The sequence below is a fragment of the Rhodopseudomonas faecalis genome (assembly GCF_003217325.1).
Lineage (GTDB): Bacteria > Pseudomonadota > Alphaproteobacteria > Rhizobiales > Xanthobacteraceae > Rhodopseudomonas > Rhodopseudomonas faecalis.
Genome location: NZ_QJTI01000006.1, coordinates 37,820 through 56,250, shown reverse-complemented (window position 1 = coordinate 56,250; position 18,431 = coordinate 37,820). Strand labels below are relative to the sequence as shown.

Here is an 18,431-nt window from a genome sequence, read left to right as displayed (position 1 = left end):
AACAATCCACCGCGGTCCTTGAAACCGCGAGCGGAGGACAGAATGCCGGCTGAACAAGAGACGGTCGAACGGGTTCGCCGTATCGACGTCGATCAGTATCGCTATGGGTTCGAAACCGACATCGAATCCGAAAAGGCCCCCAAGGGGCTTTCCGAAGACACGATCCGCTTCATCTCCGGCAAGAAGAACGAGCCGGCCTGGATGCTGGACTGGCGGCTGGAAGCCTATCGGCGCTGGCTGACCATGAGCGAGCCAACCTGGGCGCGCGTCGACTATCCGAAAATCGATTACCAGGATCTCTATTACTACGCGGCGCCCAAGCAGAAGAAGCAGCTGTCGTCGATCGACGAGATCGATCCGGAAATTCTGAAGACCTACGAGAAGCTCGGCATTCCGCTGCGCGAAGTGGCGGTGCTGGAAGGCGTGGTCGCGCCCGGCGCCAAGCCGGCGGGCGAGGACGATGGCGAGGCTCCGGTCGAACAGCGCAAGGTCGCGGTCGATGCGGTGTTCGATTCCGTCTCGGTGGCCACCACTTTTAAGGAGGAGCTGAAGAAGGCCGGCGTGATCTTCATGCCGATCTCCGAGGCGATCCGCGAGCATCCTGAGCTCGTGCAAAAATATCTCGGCAGCGTGGTGCCGACCACCGACAACTTCTTTGCGACGCTGAACTCGGCGGTGTTTTCCGACGGCTCGTTTGTGTACGTGCCGCCCGGCGTGCGCTGCCCGATGGAGCTGTCGACCTATTTCCGCATCAATGAGCGCAACACCGGCCAGTTCGAGCGCACGCTGATCATCGCCGACAAGGGCTCCTATGTCAGCTATCTCGAAGGCTGCACCGCGCCGCAGCGCGATGAGAACCAGCTGCATGCCGCGGTGGTCGAGCTGGTCGCGCTCGATGATGCCGAGATCAAATATTCGACGGTGCAGAACTGGTACCCCGGCAATGCCGAGGGCAAGGGCGGCATCTACAATTTCGTCACCAAGCGTGGCGACTGCCGCGGCCGTGGCTCGAAGATTTCCTGGACCCAGGTCGAGACCGGCTCGGCGATCACCTGGAAATATCCGAGCTGCATTCTGCGCGGCGACGAATCGCGCGGTGAGTTCTACTCGATCGCGATCTCGAACGGCTATCAGCAGGTCGATAGCGGCACCAAGATGATCCATCTCGGCAAGAACACCTCGAGCCGGATCATCTCCAAGGGCATCTCGGCCGGCAAATCGCAAAACACCTATCGGGGCCTAGTCACCGCGCATCGTAAAGCGGCCGGCGCGCGCAACTTCACGGCCTGCGATTCGCTGCTGATCGGCGATCAGTGCGGCGCGCATACCGTGCCCTATGTCGAAGCGAAAAACTCATCGGCGGTGTTCGAGCACGAAGCGACCACCTCGAAGATTTCAGAGGATGTGCTGTTCTACTGCGTGCAGCGCGGGCTCAGCCAAGAGGAAGCCGTCGGCCTGGTGGTCAATGGCTTCGTCAAGGACGTGTTGCAGCAACTGCCGATGGAGTTCGCGGTGGAAGCGCAGAAGCTGATTTCGATTTCGCTGGAGGGGAGCGTCGGCTGATAGTGGCACCGGGGCAGCGGTTTGTCCGCAACGCTCCGGACGACGCTCACCCCGCAAGGTCGCCACTTGGTGTCAGACTTGGTGCGAGATTTGCACGGTCGACAACAGAACATCACCCATCGCCCGAGATGGTCGCAAAGCGCACATCCCGGACAATGAGCAACGGAAAATGACGACGGTCATCCGCGCAGGCGCTGAGTGTACTTGCACCTCGGGATACTGACGAGACTAGAGGACGAAAGACAACAATGGCATTGCTCGAAGTCAAAAACTTGCAGGTGCGTGTCGAGGAGCGGGAAATCCTGCACGGCCTGACGCTCACGGTCGAGGAAGGCCAGGTGCACGCCATCATGGGGCCGAACGGCTCCGGCAAATCGACGCTTAGTCACGTGATCGCCGGCAAGCCGGGCTACGAAGTGACCGGCGGCGAGATCCTGTTCAAGGGCGAGGATCTGCTTGCGATGGAGCCGGAGGAGCGTGCCGCCAAGGGCGTATTTCTCGCCTTCCAATACCCGGTGGAAATTCCCGGCGTCGCCACCATGAATTTTCTGCGCACCGCGCTGAACGCGCAGCGCAAGGCGCGCGGCGAGGGCGAGTTCTCGACGCCGGAATTTTTGAAGAAGGTGCGTGAGGTCGCCGGCTCGCTCGGCATTCCGCAGGAGATGCTGAAGCGCGGCGTCAATGTCGGCTTTTCGGGCGGCGAGAAGAAGCGCAACGAAGTGCTGCAAATGGCGCTGTTCCAGCCGAGCCTGTGCATCCTCGACGAGATGGACTCCGGCCTCGATATCGATGCGCTGCGCATTGCTTCCGAAGGCGTCAATGCGCTGCGCTCGCCGCAGCGCTCGATGGTGGTGATCACGCACTATCAGCGGTTGTTGAACTACATCGTGCCCGATGTGGTGCATGTGATGGCCAAGGGCCGGGTGGTGAAGAGCGGCGGCAAGGAATTGGCGCTGGAGCTCGAAGCCACCGGCTATGCGCAATACACCGAGGCGGCGGCCTGAGCTGGCGGATGCTGTGATGACTGTTGTTGCGACCAAACCAGACGGACAGGCGGCAAATGCCTTCGAGGCGGCGCGTAGCCGGCTGCCCGGTGCTGCCGCTGTGACCGAGCAGCGCCAAGCCGCGTTCGACCGCTACACGAGCCAGGGCTTGCCGCATCGCCGGGTCGAGGACTGGAAGTACACCGATCTGCGCGTTTTGATGCGCGAAGTGCTGCCGCTCGCTGCGGCGCCCGACCACGCCCATCTCGCCCGTGCCGCCGACGCGCTGCAACTGCACGCGATCGACGGCGTGCGCCGCCTGGTGCTGGTGGACGGCGTGTTTGTCGCCGATTTGTCCGACCTTGCCGAACTCGAGCCCGGGCTCAGCATCCGGCCGCTGCGCGAGGTGCTGGCAGCTGGCGAAGCGCTCGATGATCGCTGGCCGGCGCCTGACACCGCAGACGCCATGGTGGCGTTCAATGCCGCGCTGATGACCGATGGCGTGGTGATCGAAGTCGGCGCCGACATCACCTTGCAGCGGCCGCTGCAGATCGTGCACGTCGCAGCGGCGACCGAGCCGGCGTCGATCGTGACGCGCTCGCTGCTGCGCGTTGGACAGAACGCCACGGCGACGCTGGTCGAGAGCTTTGTCGCGGCCGATGGCAGCACGCGCTACCAGCTTCATGATGCGCTTCATGTCACGATCGCTGAGGGCGGGCGGCTCGATCATCTGCGCCTCAACGAAGACGCCATTGACGCCTTCCACATCGCCTCGCTGTTCGCCTCGCTGCATGGCCAGGCGCGCTACAACGCCTGTGCGCTGACCACCGGCGGTGGTGTCAGCCGCTATCAGGGTTTTGTGCGCTTCAATGGCGAAGGCGCGGAAGTGACCGCTAACGGCGTCAACCTGTTGAACGGCACCCAGCACGCCGACACCACGCTGTTCCTCGATCATGCCGTGCCGCATTGCGTCAGCCGCGAGGTGTTCCGCGCGGTGCTGGATGGCCGGGCCCATTCGGTGTTCCAGGGCCGCATCATGGTGCGCCCGCATGCGCAGAAGACCGACGCCAAGATGATGACGCGGGCGCTGCTGCTGTCCGACGAGGCCGAGGCCGACAATAAGCCGGAGCTGGAAATTTTCGCCGACGACGTGACCTGCGGCCACGGCGCCACCACCGGCGCGCTCGATGACACGCTGCTGTTCTATCTGCGCGCTCGCGGACTACCCGAAAAGGAGGCGCAGGCCTTGCTGATTCAAGCCTTCATTGGCGAAGCGATTGAATCGATCGTCGATGATCAACTTCGCGCGCTGGCCATTGCCGTTGGCGAGCGCTGGCTGGAGGCACGGGCATGAACATGCACGCCGCCGTGACCAATGGAGCTTATGACGTCGAGCGCATCCGCGCCGATTTCCCGGCGCTGTCAATGCAGGTCTATGGCAAGCCGCTGGTCTATCTCGACAACGCCGCATCGGCGCAGAAGCCGCGCGCGGTGCTCGACCGCATGACCAAGTGCTACGAGAGCGAATACGCCAATGTGCACCGCGGTCTGCATTACCTCGCCAATGCCGCGACCGAAGCCTATGAGGGCGGCCGCACCCGCGTGGCGCAGTTCCTGAACGCGCGGCGCACCGAGGAAATCATCTTCACGCGCAACGCCACCGAGGCGATCAATCTGGTGGCGTCGTCCTGGGGCGGGCCGAATATCGGCGAGGGCGACGAGATCGTGCTCTCGATCATGGAGCATCATTCCAACATCGTGCCGTGGCACTTTCTGCGCGAACGCCAGGGCGCCGTGCTGAAATGGGCCGATGTCGATGACGAAGGCAATTTCCTGCTCGATCAGTTCGAGAAGCTGCTGACGCCAAAAACCAAGCTGGTCGCGATCACCCAGATGTCCAATGCGCTCGGCACCGTGGTGCCGGTCAAGGACGTGGTGCGGATCGCCCATGCCCGCGGCATTCCGGTGCTGGTCGATGGCAGCCAGGGCGCGGTGCATCTGGCGATCGACGTGCAGGACATCGATTGCGACTTCTACATTTGCACCGGCCACAAGCTGTATGGCCCGAGCGGCATCGGCGCGCTGTACGCCAAGCACGAGCACCTCGTGGCGATGCGGCCCTATAATGGCGGCGGCGAGATGATCCGCGAGGTGGCGCGCGACTGGGTCACCTATGGCGACCCGCCGCATAAATTCGAGGCCGGCACGCCGGCGATCGTCGAGGCGGTCGGGCTGGGCGCGGCGATCGACTACATCAACGCGATCGGCAAGGAGCGGATCGCGGCGCATGAGATGGCGCTGCTCGACTACGCGCAACAGCGGCTGCGCGAGATCAATGCGGTGCGGGTGATTGGAACCGCGCGTAACAAGGGTCCGGTGATCTCGTTCGAGCTCAAAGGCGCTCATCCGCACGACATCGCCACCGTGATCGATCGCCAGGGCATTGCGGTGCGCGCCGGAACTCATTGCGTGATGCCGCTGCTGGAGCGATTCCAGGTGACCGCCACCTGCCGGGCATCATTCGGGATGTATAATACCCACGATGAAGTCGACAAATTCGTCGAGGCGTTGATCAAGGCACGGGATATGTTCGCATGACCGACACGGCTGAAGCCAGACTAAGCAACATGCAAACATCGTCGGCGCTGCCGCCGGCGGAAACCGAACGCTTGGCGAGCGACATCGTCGCGGCGCTGAAGACGGTCTATGACCCGGAAATCCCGGCCGACATTTATGAGCTCGGCCTGATCTACAAGGTCGATATCAAGGACGACCGTTCGGTCGAAGTGGATATGACGCTGACCACGCCGAATTGTCCGGCGGCGGCCGACCTTCCGGTTAATGTCGAGAACGCGGTCGCCACGGTGCCAGGTGTGGGCGTCGTCAGCGTCAACATCGTCTGGGATCCGGCATGGACCCCGGAACGGATGAGCGATGAGGCGCGTTTGGTCCTCAACATGTGGTGAGGGTGACCCACCTTCGTACCAAGCTTTCGTGCAGGGAGACGAGATGACCGATACCAGCAGCGCGACCCAGGCCACCGCTTCAAAGCCGCGCCCGCGGCCGCAGGTGATGCGGCTGACCGAATCTGCGGCGCAGCGCGTGCGTGAGCTGATGGCGCGCGGCGAGGGCAGCATGGTCGGGCTGCGGGTCGGCATCAAGAATGGCGGCTGTGCCGGCCAGTCCTACACCGTTGACTATGCCAGCGAGATCCTGCCGTCTGACGAGGTGGTGGAAGACAAGGGCGTAAAAATCCTGGTCGATCCCAAGGCGGTGCTGTTCCTGCTCGGCACCGAGATGGATTTTAAGACCGACAAGATGTCGGCAAGTTTTGTGTTCAACAATCCAAACCAGACCAGCGCCTGCGGTTGCGGCGAGTCGGTGCAGCTCACGCCAGCGCGTATCGAGGGCTGATCGGCGCGGTTGCTACGCGAGCGAATGCGCGCCTGATCCACCAAGCTATAATACCAACGGAAATTGATACCAACCCATCCGCACGTCATGGCCGGGCTCGTCCCGGCCATCTTCGTTTTTGAGCTGCGCCAATTTTGATGAGTTGGATCAGCCGTCAGCACCGCGGCCGCGCTAGGCGACGTTGATGCGGATTTCGCTGAGATATTCGCGGTCGGTCTCGCAGATCACGCGGTTGCGGCCGTTGCGCTTGGCGGCATACAGGCAGCCGTCGGCGCGCTCGATCAGCGAATCCATGTCTTCGTCGGGGCGCAGCGACGACACGCCGATCGAGATCGTGACCCGGCCGAGAATTTCGCCGGTCGATTTCTTCTTCAGCTCTTTCGAGGTCACGGTGCGGCGGATGTTTTCGGCGACGCCGACCGCATGGCGCAGCGTGGTGTTGGGCAGCACCACGGCGAATTCCTCGCCGCCATAGCGCGCCATGATGTCCTGGCCCTTGATGGTCTGCTTCAGCGACATGCCGACCAGACGCAGCACCTGATCGCCGGTGAGGTGGCCGTAGGTGTCGTTGAAGTTCTTGAAGTGATCGATATCGATCATCAACAATGACAGCGGTTCGGACTGAGCCAGCGCCTGGCGGATCGCCTCATCGACGGCGCGGTCAAAATGCTTGCGATTGCCGAGCCCGGTGAGCGCATCGGTCAGACTCTCGGCGCGGATCGCTTCGAGATTCTGCTGCAGATTGGTGATCTCGATCTTCGAGGTCGACAGACGGTGCTCGAGCGCGCGATTGGCTTGCTGCATCTGCCGGGTCGAGGCCACCAACCGCTCGACCACGGCCAGCACCTGCTCGCGATCACTGGCGAGCGACAGGATCTGGTTGGCGTTGTCGAGATTGCTGCCGAAGCTGGAGGTGAGGCCGAGCGCGTCGCCGATCAGCGACATGACATCTTCAATTTCGGCAACGACGCGCGCGCCTATCTTGTCGATGCGATCGTTGGTGCGGCCGTGCGACAGATAAGCGTCGTAGATCTGATCGAGATCGGCTTCGGTGAGTTTGCCGCTGCGCGCCAGCGTCTCGTTGATGATCTTGTTGAGGTCGGCGTTGTGGCCGGTGGCGTAGACGTACCAGATCTCGTAGTTGCGCGGGACGGGACTTTGTCGAAACGATTTCAGCTGATGAAACGCCACCTCGGCATAAGCCATGGTGCGTTCATATTCTTCCTGCGCAGCAATCATCTTTTCGCGTCCCCACCTTCGGGCGCTAGGCCCGAAACCCCGACCGCGGCAATTCTAACGCGCGATAATATTCCCCGTACGTCTACGAAGATGGGGTGAACATTGCGTAAATGTTCAGGGATGACAGCTCAGAAAGCCCTGTGCTGTCAACCGCGTGCACGAATCGGACGCAACAGGAACGCAGGCAGATGCGAGTGGTCCGCCGGTTCCAGATCGCGCTGCCGCTGCGGGCGCGGCGCGGGAATGCGTCCGATCGACGGCGGCAGTGCCGCAACCGCGGCATTGTCGTCGATCTCCTGATTTTCAGGACGCGGCGCTTCACGATCACGCCGGTTGTTGTCGCTGCGTTCGCGACGCGGCCGACGCTCTTCGCGATTGGCGCGCGGTTCCGCCTTCTGTTCGCGAGCCGGACGCGGTTCGGCGCTCGACTTGCGCGAACGCGAGCGGCGCGCCGGCGCGGCATCCTCTTCGCCGGCGGCGTCAGCTTCCACCGGCGCGTCGGCGATGCTGTCGCGCGGAATTTCCTTGCCGATCAGCTTCTCGATCGCGGCGACCGCCTTGGCGTCGGCCGAGGTCACCAGCGTCACCGCAGTGCCGAGCCGGCCGGCGCGGCCGGTGCGGCCGATACGATGCACGTAGTCATCGGGATGATGCGGTACATCGAAATTGAAAACGTGGCTGACCTCGGGAATGTCGAGGCCACGCGCGGCAACGTCGGACGCTACCAGCAGCGGCAGCTCGCCCTTGCGGAACTGATCGAGCGCAGCCATGCGCGCGGTCTGATCCATATCGCCATGCAGCGCGCCGACGCTAAAGCCGTGGCGTTGCAGTGAGCGGGTCAACAGCGCGACGTCGCGCTTGCGGTTGCAGAAGATGATCGCGTTCTTGAGATCGACGGCGCCGCGCAGCAGCCGGCGCAGCATGTCGCGCTTCTGATGCGGCTCGCGGCCGGCGACGACCTGCGATTGCGTCACGGTCACGGCGGTTGAAGCGGGCCGGGACACTTCGATCTTCACCGGGTTGTGCAGGAACGTCTCGGTGATCCGGCGGATTTCGGTCGGCATGGTCGCGGTGAAGAACAGCGTCTGCCGGGTGAACGGCACCAGCTTGCAGATCCGCTCGATGTCCGGAATGAAGCCCATGTCGAGCATGCGGTCGGCTTCGTCGATCACCAGCAGTTCAACGCCGGTCAGCAGCAGCCCGCCGCGCTCAGTGTGGTCGAGCAGGCGGCCCGGGGTGGCGATCAGCACATCGACGCCGCGCGTCAGTTTTACATCCTGGTCGCCGAACGACACGCCGCCGATCAGCAGCGCGACGTTGAGCTTTTGGCCGGCGCCGTATTTGTCGAATTGTTCCTTGACCTGGGCGGCGAGCTCGCGGGTCGGCTCCAAGATCAGCGTGCGCGGCATGCGCGCCCGGGCGCGGCCCTTTTCCAGCAGCGTCAGCATCGGCAGCACGAATGCCGCGGTCTTGCCGGTGCCGGTCTGGGCGATGCCGAGCACATCCCGTCGTGCCAGCACGTGGGGAATGGCCTGGTCCTGGATCGGAGTGGGGGCGGTGTAGCCAGTGGCCGCGACGGCGGCGAGGACCTTTTCGGACAGGCCGAGATGGTTGAAAGACATTGCGCCTCTGTTGTCGGAACGAGCGATCCTGTCTGATCGGATCATCATTCCTCTGGTCGAAACCGCCGCTTGGATTCGGGGGAAAAACCCGTCGCGTTCAACCCCGGAACGGCACGCAATTTTGCACGGGGAAATGGGCTACGCGAACAGGCGGCCACATCGACTAGTGCGTATGATACTTGGTCGATACTTGGCCGTGTTGCGCCGGAACATAGGGGGAATTCGCTCAAAGTCAATCCGAATCGCGCGGCCGGCGCCGAAAAGCTTAATGTTTTCGGATAAATGGCAGACCTGCCGCGCGGCTGCGGCGGGTCTGAGCACCGGCCGAACCGGCTGTTTCCGCCAGCCGGCATCAACGCGCGCGTCACCACACGCGAAAGCTGTGCCGCGATACCTCAATGGTGTGGCGGTGACGAGCCGGAACTGCGCGCGCCGGGCTCTTGAACCGGCACTAAATCCTGATCGACTATCGCCAGGGTGCGGCGGCGCGCCCAGGTGGCGTTTTCGCGCGCAGTGGATGCCGGTTCGCGTCAAGAAAGCGCGTCAGAACATCAGTTGAGAGCTTCGGTTCTGATGCCATCAGGACCGAAAAAGCTCAAACCAGGGGCAGGGCGATGCTGCGACGATGTCGGCGAATGACGATGATGGCGGCGATCGCGGCGATGCTGAGTGCGGTGCCGCTGCCCGCTGCTGCCAAGCGCGTCGCGCTGCTGATCGGCAATAACGATTATCGCGCGTTGCCGAGGCTACATAAGGCGGTCAACGACGCCCGCACCATGGGCGATACGCTCAAGCAGCTCGGCTTTGCGGTGATGGTGGCGGAGAACCAGACCCGCCAGGCGTTTAGCCAAAGCCTTCTGGCATTCGATGCCGCGCTCGATCCCGGCGACACCGCGTTCTTCTTCTATGCCGGCCATGGCTTTGAGATCGGCGGCCAGAATTTTCTGCTGCCGACCGACGTTCCGGCCGTCACCGCGGGCCAGGAGGAGTTGGTGCGCGACGCCGCGATGCAGGCCGACCGCATCATCGAGCGGCTGCAGAATCGCGGCGTGCGCAGTTCGATTCTGGTGTTCGACGCCTGCCGCAACAATCCATTCGCGCGCAGCGGCGTGCGAGCGCTCGGCGGTGACGGCGGGCTGGCGCCGATGACGGCGCTGCCGGAAGGGGTGTTTTCGGTGTTTTCCGCCGGCCCGCGGCAGACCGCGCTCGACCGGCTGTCGGATAGCGACACCGATCCGAATTCGGTGTTCACCCGGGTGTTTGCCAAGCAATTGCTGCAGCCGGGCGACACGTTGGTGCAGGTCGCGCAGCGCACCCGGCGCATTGTCAGTGAGCTGGCCGAAGCGGCCGGCCATCGCCAGGTGCCGGTGTATTTCGACCAGATGGTCGACGACGTGGTGCTGAGTGGCGCGGCCCGCGCCGACAGTGCCGCGGGCGAACCGCCACCCGCCAAACTCGCGGCGCTGCCGGTGCAGCGCCCGCCGGCCGCGGCCGCCGTCAATGCGCCGATTGCCAGCTTCTCGCGTCACAATGGCGGCTGGGCCGTGTCGTTCTCGCTCGCCGAGCCGGCACTGGCGATTTCGTGGCGGATCGGCAATGGCGAGTTTCGCGAAACCGGGCAGCTCGACGCGCTCGACTCGCGCACCCGCAAGCGCATGCCGAACCCCTCGATGCAATTGCCGCCCGATGCTGGCGCCGCCACCATCGAGGTGCGCTATGTCGATGCCAATGGCGACATGCAGGGGCCGTTTCCGATCAAGTTCGAGCCCGAGGCGGCGCTGATCCGTGACCAGCGCAAAATCCTCGACATGACCGCGACGAGCTGGCTGGCGTTCGGCGGCGCCAATAGCTCGCTATTGTACTACACGCATCTGATGTCCTATCGCTGCGCGATCCGCGAAGCGCGGATCGGCATCGATAGCGCCGTGCCGGATCGGGTGCTGAAACTGCCGCCCTGCGATCTGCGCGATCCGGTGCGGATTCCCGCCGACGCGCAGCCGTACCTAAAAATCGCGCCGACCACCCAGCAAGTTTCGATCGAGCTCTCCTATCGCGATGGCAGCGTCTCGGAGATCAAGACGTTTCGGAAGTAGCTGCGACGTTGCAGCGGCCGACTTCGCGTCAGGAAAGAAGGCTCCAGAAGCCGGTCTTGCGGCCGTGCTCCACGCGCAAGCGAGTCTTGTACGTGACGTGGCTCTCGAAAGCTCCGAAGTCGGTGATTGCGCTGGCCAAGCTCTCGCATTCCAACAAATGTCGCGCGGCATGGCGATAGCGGGCCGAGCGGCCCTGGATCAGGGTGAAGTCGATCATGGCTCGCAGCGCCAGCGTTGCGGCGAGCGGATACTTGCCGGCGAGTGCATCAGCCGCTGGTGAGAGAAGTTCGTAGTGGTCGCCTTGCAGCTCCGCGGCACGTCGCGTCACCAGGCGCGCGGCGCGATCAAGCGCGGGCCACGATACCAGAAATGCCAGAGCCGGCATGAAATACTCAAAGCGTTCGACGTAATCGAGCGCGCGAAGTTCGGCTTCGACATCGTCGAAATCCGGAAGGACCTTGAGGTAGGAGCGCAAATGTTCTGGGCTCAACAATTGCTCGAAGCACAACCATCGGCCGGCTTGCGCGTCATCGCTGCGGCCGAGCGCATCGAGTACTTCGATCCTGGCGTCTTCCCAAGGAAGATTGAACAGGTTGCGTCGAACCGGCTTGGCGTCATCGAGGGCGCGTAGCGCATCATTGGCGCGGCCAGCTGCGAGCAAGCGCCGTGCAAAACCTGCGGCGACTCCGGGCTGCTTTCGTGCTTCCTTACTGTACTGGGCGATGTAGGAATCGACGTCACCTTGAAGGTCTGCGATTATCTTGAGGTTGCGGCGGATCATCGACTCGCGAGCGCTTCCCAAGACTTGGTCGAGGTAGATCGGGCCACCCGATCCCCATCCTATCACTTCTCGGTCCTCGTCGGCGGGGCGCAGCACTGGCTGTTTGGACAATTCGACCAGCTTCTGCCCCAAGTATTGGAGGCCGGTGCTCCCGAGCGAGGAGCTGATCGTTTCGATCAGATTTTCACAGGAACTGAAGTGATGCTTCTCCAGCATGCTGAGCGCGCGATCGGCCAGGGCGATCGGATCGGGTTTTGCCGCTTCTGCAAGCTTCCCGAGGTCGCGGCAGGCGCTGCTGAAGAGCTTGTCCAGCCGTCCGTTGCTGTCGTCGCTGCGTTCTAGTACAGCGTCGGCCATCTCGACCAATCGCCACATCAGATCCAACGCTTCAGTGGGATCGATCGCAGCGACGCGCTCAACGATTGCACGGCGCTGCGCATCGAGATCGGTAGCGAGTTCATTGACCTTCCGCGCGTCGAGAAAGCTTTTTGCGCGAGCAATTTGGCCGAGCCTCTTGCCGATTTCGGGAGCGATAGATTTGGGTGCGGTGAGGGCCGTGAGTTCGAGTCGAAGCCGCCGTTTCGCGGTTGCGTCGTTGGCGGTGATGTCCAAAAGCAGCTCGGCGAGGCGCCGCGCGCCGAGTGTTTCAAGGTGTTCTGCCTTCAAGGCTGTTTTCGATGCCATGATCACGAATTATCCGGCTATGAACGCCGCGACAGAAAGATCAGCAGCGCGCCGCCGAGCGCGGTCAAGCCGCCATAGAGCATCCATTTCGACTGATCGATCATAAAACTCTGCACCGGCCAGCGGACAATGCCGGCGCCTTGGCCGGTCCAGATCAGGCCGATCAGCACAATGAAGATGCCGACAATCAGCAGCAGCGTGCGCATGGCGAGCTCCTCATATCAGAGCGCCATCATGGCGCGGCCCAGCGAGCCGCGCAATCACCCTGTAGAATAGCCTATCGACGGGGCTGGAGGCCGGTCCGAACTCAGCTCGCACCGGCACCGGTAGCGCTACACGTCCAGCATCTCGTCGCTGGCAAATTCCGCCTTGTCGCTGATGAAGGCAAAGCGCGCTTCGGCCTTGGTGCCCATCAGCCGCTCGACGGAATCGGCGGTGCCTTCGCGGTCGTCCGCCATCAGCACCACGCGCAGCAGCGTGCGCTTGGCCGGGTCCATGGTGGTTTCCTTGAGCTGCGCCGGCATCATTTCGCCAAGACCTTTGAAGCGGCCGACGTCGACCTTGGCGTTGGCGTTGAATTCCTTTTTCAGCAGCTCGTCCTTGTGCGCATCGTCGCGCGCATAGACGGTCTTGGCGCCGTGGGTCAGGCGATAGAGCGGCGGCACCGCAAGATAGAGGTGGCCGCCGTCGATCAGCTTTGGCATCTGCCGATAGAAGAAGGTGATCAGCAGCGAAGCGATATGGGCGCCGTCAACGTCGGCGTCGGTCATGATGATCACGCGCGAATAGCGCAAATCGTCTTCACGGTACTGCGCGCCGGTGCCGCAGCCGAGCGCCTGGATCAGGTCGGCGAGCTGGGCATTGGCCACCACCTTGTCCTTGCCGGCGGAGGCGACGTTGAGGATTTTTCCGCGCAACGGAAGCACGGCCTGCGTCTTGCGGTCGCGCGCCTGCTTGGCGCTGCCGCCGGCCGAGTCGCCCTCGACGATGAACAGCTCTGACCCTTCCGCGGCGGTCGAGGTGCAATCGGCGAGCTTGCCGGGCAGGCGCAGCTTCTTCACCGCGGTTTTGCGGGAAATCTCCTTTTCCTGGCGGCGGCGCAGCCGCTCGTCGGCGCGCTCGATCACGAATTCCAGCAGCTTGTTGGCCTGGCCGGGATTGGCGGACAGCCAGTGATCGAACGGGTCCTTGATCGCCTGTTCGACGATCTTCTGGGCTTCCGCGGTCGCCAGCCGGTCCTTGGTCTGGCCCTGGAATTCCGGCTCGCGCACGAACACCGACAGCATCACCGCGGCGCCGGTCATGACGTCTTCCGAGGTCACGGAACTGGCGCGTTTGCCAAGCCCGACCCGCTCGGCGTGATCTTTCAGGCCGCGCAGCAGCGCGGAGCGCAGCCCGGATTCATGGGTGCCGCCATCGGGGGTCGGCACCGTGTTGCAGTACGACGACAGAAAACCGTCGGCATCGGCGGTCCAGGCCACCGCCCATTCACAGGCGCCATGCGCGCCATTACGCCCGGAGCGGCCGGCAAAAATGTCCGGATGAACCAGGGTGTCGTTGTGGATCGCGGCGCCCAGAAAATCTTTGAGGCCGCCGGGGAAGTGGAACTTGTCCTCGGCCGGGACGTCCTCCTGGCCCTTCAGCAGTTCCGGCGCGCATTTCCAGCGGATTTCGACGCCGCCGAACAGATAGGCTTTCGAGCGCGCCATCTTGAACAGCCGCTGCGGCTTGAACACCGCCTTGGCGCCAAAAATCTCGGTATCGGGCTTGAAGCGCACCCGTGTGCCGCGGCGATTATGGACCCTGCCGAGGTCTTCCAGCTTGCCGACCGGGTGGCCGCGCTCAAAACTCATGCGGTAAAGCTGCTGGCCGCGCGCCACCTCGACCTCGAGTCGCGACGACAGCGCGTTGACCACGCTGACGCCGACGCCGTGCAGACCGCCCGAGGTCTCATAGACCTTGCTGTCGAATTTGCCGCCGGCGTGCAGCGTGCACATGATCACTTCGAGCGCCGACTTCTTTGGGAATTTCGGGTGCGGATCGACCGGGATGCCGCGGCCATTGTCGGTGACGGTCAAAAAGCCGTCGGCCGACAGTTCCACCTCGATGAAATCGGCGTGGCCGGCCAGCGCCTCGTCCATCGAGTTGTCGATCACCTCGGCGAACAAATGGTGCAGCGCCTTCTCATCGGTGCCGCCAATATACATGCCGGGCCGGCGCCGGACCGGCTCAAGACCTTCCAAAACCTCGATGTCGGCTGCCGTATAATCGCCGGCGGCCTCGGGGACATGGCGGCTGCTGGCCTTGGCGGCGGCCGCCGCAGGCGGCGGCGCAGCCCCGAACAGATCGTCAGCCGTTTTGGATTTAGCTTTAGCCTTCAGAGATTTGGCCATGAGTCCTGATATGTCTTGTGAGAGGTGCCGGCACGAATCGGCGTCCGTGACTATGCCACGGAAGAGTTGCAAATGTGACGCCAGCGCGGCTGTGACGACACCGGGGATGTGACGCGATGCGCCTTGAGCCAGCCCAGACGGCAGATTACCTGTGTCATACATCGGTCCGATGAACGGGTTCGATGCGCGAGGGGGTCGGGTTTCCGCGGCCGCCACTTGAGGACGTTGCACGATGGAAGCCGCGGTACAGGACCTGATTGCGTTCGTACGCACGCATCAGGTCTGGGCGGCGCCAGTGGTATTTCTGCTGGCGTTCGGTGAATCAATCGCATTTGTGTCGCTACTGGTTCCGGCCTGGGGTGCCCTGGTCGGCATCGGCGCGCTGATCGGGGTCAGCGGCGTCAGTTTTTGGCCGGTGTGGCTGGCGGGCGCGCTTGGCGCCGCGCTCGGCGACTGGGTGTCGTATTGGTTTGGCGACCGCTACAAGGAGCAGGTCGCCGCGATCTGGCCGCTGTCGCTGTTCCCGACGCTGCTGCCACGCGGCGAGGCCTTTGTGCGCAAATGGGGGGTGCCGAGCATCTTCATCGGCCGGTTCTTTGGGCCGCTGCGCGCCTCGGTGCCGCTGGCCGCCGGCATTTTCGAGATGCCTTATTGGCAATTCCAGACCGCCAACTTTCTGTCCGCGCTGGTGTGGTCGGCAGTGCTGCTGCTGTTCGGCGATGGCCTGTCGCTGATCATCGGCTGGCTGTGGTCCAGCACCTGACCAAATGAAGGCACATGATTGGTTGCAGTGCGTGGCTTGAGTTCCGCGCTGCGTGCAGAGCAGGCATCGCCTTGGCGGGTGCTTGACCACAACCCGGTCTGCACTTATTCGGGGCCCATGATTTCTGCACCGACCTGCCAGCTCACGCAGCGCCGCCGCCGCATCATCGCGGCATGGGTGGTCGACTTCGTATAGAAATCATCGTCCCTGCCGCCGGATCCGGTCCGCGGCAGGTGTGGTAACTCCTTTCAACGATCAGGTCCGGTGGCTCACTTTCAGGAGCCCGTCATGATCGCTTCACATCACTCTGAATTGGATGCCGCCACCTTGGGTGTCGCCGATGCTGCGCCCACGGCCTGCACGCGGCGGCTGCGCCGTGACGTGCATCGCACCGGGCCGCCGGCAGCGATCAGGCGGCGCGCCATGGCCCGGTCTCTTGACGCCGTGATGGCAACATTCGAAACCTCAAGACTACCGAATCCGCGCCAGGCCGTGTGCACATCCGAGCGGCACGAGGCCAGGAGCCATGTGAACGCCAAACAGTCGCTGGGGAGCCATCGCTTGACCGGGTGTTTTGACAACCCCGTTGATCAGCAACGCCGCACCGGGCGCGTCATCGATACGACCGCGCAGATGCAACGGGGCCGACCCGGGGCGCGGCAGATCGCCGAAGCTGTGCCAACGCTGCGGCTTGAACTGATTGCAGCATCGATCAGGGCTGAGGCTGCGGCCAAGCCGACAGGAGATACGGAATGAGTAACAAGAAGAAGATCGGCATCCTCGGCGCTTCCGGCTACACCGGCGCGGAATTGGTACGGCTACTGCTGCGACACCCCAAGGTCGAGATCGGGCTGCTGACCGCCGACCGGCGCGCCGGGCAGATGATGGGTGATGTGTTTCCGCAATTCGCGCCTTACCAGCTGCCGCAATTGGTGACGATCGACAGCGTCGATTGGGCCGCGGCCGGCCTTGATCTGGTGTTTTGTGCGCTGCCGCATGCCACCACCCAGACGGTGGTGCAGGAGTTGCTGAGCAAGGCGCCCGACACCAAGGTGGTCGATCTGTCCGCCGATTTCCGGCTTACCGATCCGGCTGCCTATGAGAAGTGGTACGGCCACGCCCACCACGCGCTCGATCTGCAGCAGGAGGCGGTGTACGGCCTGGTGGAGCTTTATCGCCGCGATATCAAGAAGGCGCGTCTGGTCGCCAATCCCGGCTGCTACACGTCGTGCGCCATTCTTCCGCTGGTGCCGCTGCTGAAAGCCAAGGCGATCGAGACCGATGAGATCGTGATCGATGCCAAGTCGGGCATGACCGGCGCCGGCCGCTCCGCCAAGGAAGAGATGCTGTTTTCGGAAGTCTCCGAGGGCTTTCACGCCTATGGCGTCGGTCATCACCGCCACATGGCCGAACTCGATCAGGAGTTTTCCAAGGCCGCGGGCAAAGAGGTGACGCCGTCGTTCACGCCGCATCTGTTGCCGATCAATCGCGGCATCCTGTCGACCATCTATGTGCGCGGCCGGCGCGGCCGCACCGCCCAAGACCTTCACGCCATTCTTGCTGAGTTCTACGCCAAGGAGCCTTTCGTGCACGTGCTGCCATTCGGAAAAACGCCGCAAACGCGGCATGTGCGCGGCTCCAACATGACCATGATCGGCGTTGCCGCCGATCGGGTGCCGGGACGGGCGATCGTGGTGTCGACGCTCGACAATCTCACCAAGGGCGCGTCGGGGCAGGCGGTGCAGAATATGAATCTGCTGCTCGGCTTCGCCGAGACCGTGGGCATCGATCAGCCGGCGGTGTTCCCATGAGCGGCGCGGTCGATCAGGACACCCTGCGGTTCTACCAGGGCCATGCCGACAGCTATGAGGGACGCAAGCCGCCGCTGGCGGGGCCGCTGACCACGTTTCTGGAAGCGCTGCCGCCAGGCGGTTCGATCCTCGAACTTGGGTGCGGGGCCGGCTATCAGGCCGAGGTGATGTTGCAGGCCGGGTTCGACGTGCACGCCACCGACGGCTCGCCGGAGCTGGCGGCGAAAGCGGCGCAGCGGCTGGGACGGCCGGTCGCGACCATGCTGTTCCACGAGCTGGAGGCCGTCGATGCTTATGACGGCGTGTGGGCCTATGCCTGCCTGCTGCATGTGCCACGTAGCGAACTGTCCGCGGTGCTGGCGCGAGTGTGGCGGGCGCTCAAGCCGGGCGGGCTGTTCTACGCCAGCTTCAAATCGGGCGAGGGCGAAGGACGCGACAAGTTCTCGCGTTACTACAACTACCCGTCCGAACTCTGGCTGCGCGAACGCTATGCGGAGGCCGGCCGCTGGTCGTCGCTGGTGGTCGGCACCAGCGACGGCAAGGGGTTCGATCAGGAAGCCGCGCAGTTCCTCCACGTCACGGCGCGTAAGCCGGGTCAGTCCTGATCGCCAAAGCGTGATGGCCTGGCGAGGGGGCAGACCGCATCCTCGCCTGAAACGCGGTTGACGCTCCCGGCGTGCCGACCTTCAATGGCGGTGGTTGCGAACGGAGATCGTCAAACATGACTGTACTGCCCGTGCTGGGGATGCTGACGGCATCGCTGCTGCTCGGACTGTATCTGGTGCTGGCTTTCCTGCGCCGCGAACGTAAGTCGGTGATCATCGGCGTCCACCTATTGCTCGGCATGGGCGGGCTGGAATTGCTGATCATGCTGATGCGCGGCACCCCCGCAGGTGCGCCCGAAAGCACCGGGCAACTCGGCATCGCCGCCGCCGCGCTGTTCGGCATCGCGATGTTCACCGGGCTTACTGGCGCGATGATCGCGCGCCGTTCGGCGATGTCGGCCAATATCGTGGTCGCCACCCATTCCAGCTTCGGCGCTGCCGGCTTCGTGCTGTTTCTGCTGTGGCTGGCGAATATGTAGC

The 18,431-nt window shown here is 63.5% G+C and carries 17 protein-coding genes; 12 read left to right on the top strand and 5 right to left on the bottom strand.

Annotation, left to right across the window (positions count from 1 at the left end; all coding sequences use genetic code 11):
- Window positions 1-42 precede the first annotated feature (42 nt).
- The 6 genes from sufB to BJ122_RS06835 all read left to right on the top strand — a co-directional run bounded on the left by sufB (window position 43) and on the right by BJ122_RS06835 (window position 5,960).
- Window positions 43-1,563, top strand: coding sequence for a Fe-S cluster assembly protein SufB (gene sufB, locus BJ122_RS06860; protein ID WP_110780366.1), 1,521 nt, complete (start codon window positions 43-45; stop codon window positions 1,561-1,563).
- A gap of 248 nt (window positions 1,564-1,811) precedes the next feature.
- Window positions 1,812-2,567: a Fe-S cluster assembly ATPase SufC gene (gene sufC / locus BJ122_RS06855; RefSeq protein WP_110780365.1), complete on the top strand. Its 756-nt coding sequence runs from the start codon at window positions 1,812-1,814 to the stop codon at window positions 2,565-2,567.
- Window positions 2,568-2,583: 16 nt separating this feature from the next.
- Window positions 2,584-3,900 carry a Fe-S cluster assembly protein SufD gene (gene sufD / locus BJ122_RS06850; RefSeq protein WP_110780364.1) on the top strand — a complete coding sequence of 439 codons (1,317 nt, stop codon included), beginning with the start codon at window positions 2,584-2,586 and terminating at the stop codon, window positions 3,898-3,900.
- Window positions 3,901-3,902: 2 nt separating this feature from the next.
- Complete coding sequence (locus tag BJ122_RS06845) at window positions 3,903-5,144, top strand: cysteine desulfurase (protein WP_181418896.1); 1,242 nt, start codon at window positions 3,903-3,905, stop codon at window positions 5,142-5,144.
- The gene (locus tag BJ122_RS06840; protein ID WP_027277056.1) at window positions 5,141-5,512 is read left to right on the top strand and encodes an SUF system Fe-S cluster assembly protein; all 372 of its coding nucleotides are present in this window, start codon (window positions 5,141-5,143) and stop codon (window positions 5,510-5,512) included. The genes BJ122_RS06845 and BJ122_RS06840 overlap by 4 nt, the downstream gene beginning before the upstream one ends.
- A 43-nt stretch (window positions 5,513-5,555) precedes the next feature.
- Window positions 5,556-5,960: a HesB/IscA family protein gene (locus BJ122_RS06835; protein ID WP_110780362.1), complete on the top strand. Its 405-nt coding sequence runs from the start codon at window positions 5,556-5,558 to the stop codon at window positions 5,958-5,960.
- Window positions 5,961-6,131: 171 nt separating this feature from the next.
- Here the strand turns inward: BJ122_RS06835 and BJ122_RS06830 are convergent, their stop codons facing one another.
- Window positions 6,132-7,199 carry a GGDEF domain-containing protein gene (locus tag BJ122_RS06830; RefSeq protein ID WP_110780361.1) on the bottom strand — a complete coding sequence of 356 codons (1,068 nt, stop codon included), beginning with the start codon at window positions 7,197-7,199 and terminating at the stop codon, window positions 6,132-6,134.
- Window positions 7,200-7,345: 146 nt separating this feature from the next.
- A complete protein-coding gene (locus BJ122_RS06825) occupies window positions 7,346-8,821 on the bottom strand; it encodes a DEAD/DEAH box helicase (RefSeq protein ID WP_110780360.1) in 1,476 nt (491 codons plus the stop codon).
- Window positions 8,822-9,435: 614 nt separating this feature from the next.
- Here BJ122_RS06825 and BJ122_RS06820 point away from each other — a divergent pair.
- Complete coding sequence (locus tag BJ122_RS06820; RefSeq protein ID WP_110780359.1) at window positions 9,436-10,914, top strand: caspase family protein; 1,479 nt, start codon at window positions 9,436-9,438, stop codon at window positions 10,912-10,914.
- 28 nt (window positions 10,915-10,942) lie between these two features.
- Here BJ122_RS06820 and BJ122_RS06815 read toward each other — a convergent pair whose 3' ends face one another.
- The 3 genes from BJ122_RS06815 to parE form a co-directional block, all read right to left on the bottom strand.
- Complete coding sequence (locus BJ122_RS06815) at window positions 10,943-12,379, bottom strand: DUF6880 family protein (protein ID WP_110780457.1); 1,437 nt, start codon at window positions 12,377-12,379, stop codon at window positions 10,943-10,945.
- 17 nt (window positions 12,380-12,396) lie between these two features.
- Window positions 12,397-12,585, bottom strand: coding sequence for a hypothetical protein (locus BJ122_RS06810; RefSeq protein ID WP_110780358.1), 189 nt, complete (start codon window positions 12,583-12,585; stop codon window positions 12,397-12,399).
- Between the two features lie 126 nt (window positions 12,586-12,711).
- Entirely contained in the window at window positions 12,712-14,772 is a 2,061-nt protein-coding gene (gene parE, locus BJ122_RS06805) for a DNA topoisomerase IV subunit B (RefSeq protein WP_110780357.1), read from the bottom strand.
- Window positions 14,773-15,004: 232 nt separating this feature from the next.
- On the opposite strand from parE, the gene BJ122_RS06800 reads away from it, so the two are divergent.
- From BJ122_RS06800 to BJ122_RS06780, 5 genes are all read left to right on the top strand, one after another.
- Window positions 15,005-15,535, top strand: coding sequence for a DedA family protein (locus BJ122_RS06800; RefSeq protein WP_110780356.1), 531 nt, complete (start codon window positions 15,005-15,007; stop codon window positions 15,533-15,535).
- A 288-nt stretch (window positions 15,536-15,823) separates the two neighbouring features.
- Window positions 15,824-16,291: a hypothetical protein gene (locus tag BJ122_RS06795; protein ID WP_146227163.1), complete on the top strand. Its 468-nt coding sequence runs from the start codon at window positions 15,824-15,826 to the stop codon at window positions 16,289-16,291.
- Window positions 16,288-17,346 carry an N-acetyl-gamma-glutamyl-phosphate reductase gene (gene argC, locus BJ122_RS06790; RefSeq protein WP_110780354.1) on the top strand — a complete coding sequence of 353 codons (1,059 nt, stop codon included), beginning with the start codon at window positions 16,288-16,290 and terminating at the stop codon, window positions 17,344-17,346. The genes BJ122_RS06795 and argC overlap by 4 nt, the downstream gene beginning before the upstream one ends.
- On the top strand, window positions 17,343-17,951 hold the full coding sequence (locus tag BJ122_RS06785) for a class I SAM-dependent methyltransferase (protein WP_110780353.1): 609 nt from the start codon (window positions 17,343-17,345) through the stop codon (window positions 17,949-17,951). Before argC ends, BJ122_RS06785 begins: the two co-directional genes overlap by 4 nt.
- Window positions 17,952-18,067: 116 nt before the next feature.
- Window positions 18,068-18,430, top strand: a complete 363-nt coding sequence (locus BJ122_RS06780; RefSeq protein WP_110780352.1) for a hypothetical protein — start codon at window positions 18,068-18,070, stop codon at window positions 18,428-18,430.
- Window position 18,431 lies beyond the last annotated feature (1 nt).

Bases quoted from the DNA above. Each gene is read 5' to 3' on its own strand.
- BJ122_RS06840 (WP_027277056.1), top strand. From the start codon at position 5,141: ATGACCGACACGGCTGAAGCCAGACTAAGCAACATGCAAACATCGTCG.
- BJ122_RS06815 (WP_110780457.1), bottom strand. From the start codon at position 12,379: ATGGCATCGAAAACAGCCTTGAAGGCAGAACACCTTGAAACACTCGGC.
- BJ122_RS06795 (WP_146227163.1), top strand. From the start codon at position 15,824: ATGATCGCTTCACATCACTCTGAATTGGATGCCGCCACCTTGGGTGTC.
- BJ122_RS06835 (WP_110780362.1), top strand. From the start codon at position 5,556: ATGACCGATACCAGCAGCGCGACCCAGGCCACCGCTTCAAAGCCGCGC.
- BJ122_RS06800 (WP_110780356.1), top strand. From the start codon at position 15,005: ATGGAAGCCGCGGTACAGGACCTGATTGCGTTCGTACGCACGCATCAG.
- BJ122_RS06820 (WP_110780359.1), top strand. From the start codon at position 9,436: ATGCTGCGACGATGTCGGCGAATGACGATGATGGCGGCGATCGCGGCG.
- sufD (WP_110780364.1), top strand. From the start codon at position 2,584: ATGACTGTTGTTGCGACCAAACCAGACGGACAGGCGGCAAATGCCTTC.
- argC (WP_110780354.1), top strand. From the start codon at position 16,288: ATGAGTAACAAGAAGAAGATCGGCATCCTCGGCGCTTCCGGCTACACC.
- sufC (WP_110780365.1), top strand. From the start codon at position 1,812: ATGGCATTGCTCGAAGTCAAAAACTTGCAGGTGCGTGTCGAGGAGCGG.
- BJ122_RS06825 (WP_110780360.1), bottom strand. From the start codon at position 8,821: ATGTCTTTCAACCATCTCGGCCTGTCCGAAAAGGTCCTCGCCGCCGTC.
- BJ122_RS06780 (WP_110780352.1), top strand. From the start codon at position 18,068: ATGACTGTACTGCCCGTGCTGGGGATGCTGACGGCATCGCTGCTGCTC.
- BJ122_RS06845 (WP_181418896.1), top strand. From the start codon at position 3,903: ATGCACGCCGCCGTGACCAATGGAGCTTATGACGTCGAGCGCATCCGC.
- BJ122_RS06785 (WP_110780353.1), top strand. From the start codon at position 17,343: ATGAGCGGCGCGGTCGATCAGGACACCCTGCGGTTCTACCAGGGCCAT.
- parE (WP_110780357.1), bottom strand. From the start codon at position 14,772: ATGGCCAAATCTCTGAAGGCTAAAGCTAAATCCAAAACGGCTGACGAT.
- BJ122_RS06830 (WP_110780361.1), bottom strand. From the start codon at position 7,199: ATGATTGCTGCGCAGGAAGAATATGAACGCACCATGGCTTATGCCGAG.
- sufB (WP_110780366.1), top strand. From the start codon at position 43: ATGCCGGCTGAACAAGAGACGGTCGAACGGGTTCGCCGTATCGACGTC.
- BJ122_RS06810 (WP_110780358.1), bottom strand. From the start codon at position 12,585: ATGCGCACGCTGCTGCTGATTGTCGGCATCTTCATTGTGCTGATCGGC.